Source organism: Parabacteroides acidifaciens (assembly GCF_003363715.1).
Classification (GTDB): domain Bacteria; phylum Bacteroidota; class Bacteroidia; order Bacteroidales; family Tannerellaceae; genus Parabacteroides; species Parabacteroides acidifaciens.
Window position 1 is genome coordinate 1 of the sequence record NZ_QREV01000122.1, and the last position, 1,147, is coordinate 1,147.

Annotated in this window: 1 rRNA gene; it reads right to left on the reverse strand. The window is 48.9% G+C overall.

Annotation, left to right across the window (positions count from 1 at the left end):
• Window positions 1–1,131: ribosomal RNA gene (locus DWU89_RS20395) — 16S ribosomal RNA — on the reverse strand; the annotation flags it as partial.
• Window positions 1,132–1,147 lie beyond the last annotated feature (16 nt).

The following is a 1,147-nucleotide window of genomic DNA, read 5'->3' on the forward strand; positions in this document are numbered from 1 at the left end:
ACCTGTTAGTAACTAGTGATAAGGGTTGCGCTCGTTATGGCACTTAAGCCGACACCTCACGGCACGAGCTGACGACAACCATGCAGCACCTCGTAGGCAGTCATTGCTGAAAATAATGTTTCCACTATCGTCTCCCTACGTTCAAACCCGGGTAAGGTTCCTCGCGTATCATCGAATTAAACCACATGTTCCTCCGCTTGTGCGGGCCCCCGTCAATTCCTTTGAGTTTCACCGTTGCCGGCGTACTCCCCAGGTGGATTACTTAACGCTTTCGCTGTAGAGCTTACTGTCTATCGCAAACTCCTAGTAATCATCGTTTACTGCGTGGACTACCAGGGTATCTAATCCTGTTTGATCCCCACGCTTTCGTGCTTCAGTGTCAGTTATGGTTTAGTAAGCTGCCTTCGCAATTGGAGTTCTGCGTGATATCTATGCATTTCACCGCTACACCACGCATTCCGCCTACCTCAAACACACTCAAGTAAAACAGTTTCAACGGCAATTTTATGGTTGAGCCACAAACTTTCACCGCTGACTTAATTTACCACCTACGCACCCTTTAAACCCAATAAATCCGGATAACGCTCGCATCCTCCGTATTACCGCGGCTGCTGGCACGGAGTTAGCCGATGCTTATTCATAGGGTACATACAAAACACCACACGTGGTGCACTTTATTCCCCTATAAAAGAAGTTTACAAACCATAGATCCTTCATCCTTCACGCGACTTGGCTGGTTCAGCCTCGCGGCCATTGACCAATATTCCTCACTGCTGCCTCCCGTAGGAGTTTGGTCCGTGTCTCAGTACCAATGTGGGGGACCTTCCTCTCAGAACCCCTATCCATCGTCGGTTTGGTGGGCCGTTACCCCGCCAACTGCCTAATGGAACGCATGCCCATCTATCAGCAAATTGCTTCTTTAACAAATATTTCCATGTGGAACCCCTGTTTTATGGAGTATTAATCCGACTTTCGCCGGGCTATCCTCCTCTGATAGGTAGGTTGCATACGCGTTACTCACCCGTGCGCCGGTCGCCACCAAAGTATTGCTACCTCGTGCTGCCCCTCGACTTGCATGTGTTAAGCCTGTCGCTAGCGTTCATCCTGAGCCAGGATCAAACTCTTCGTTGTTAAATTGTTTTTTATA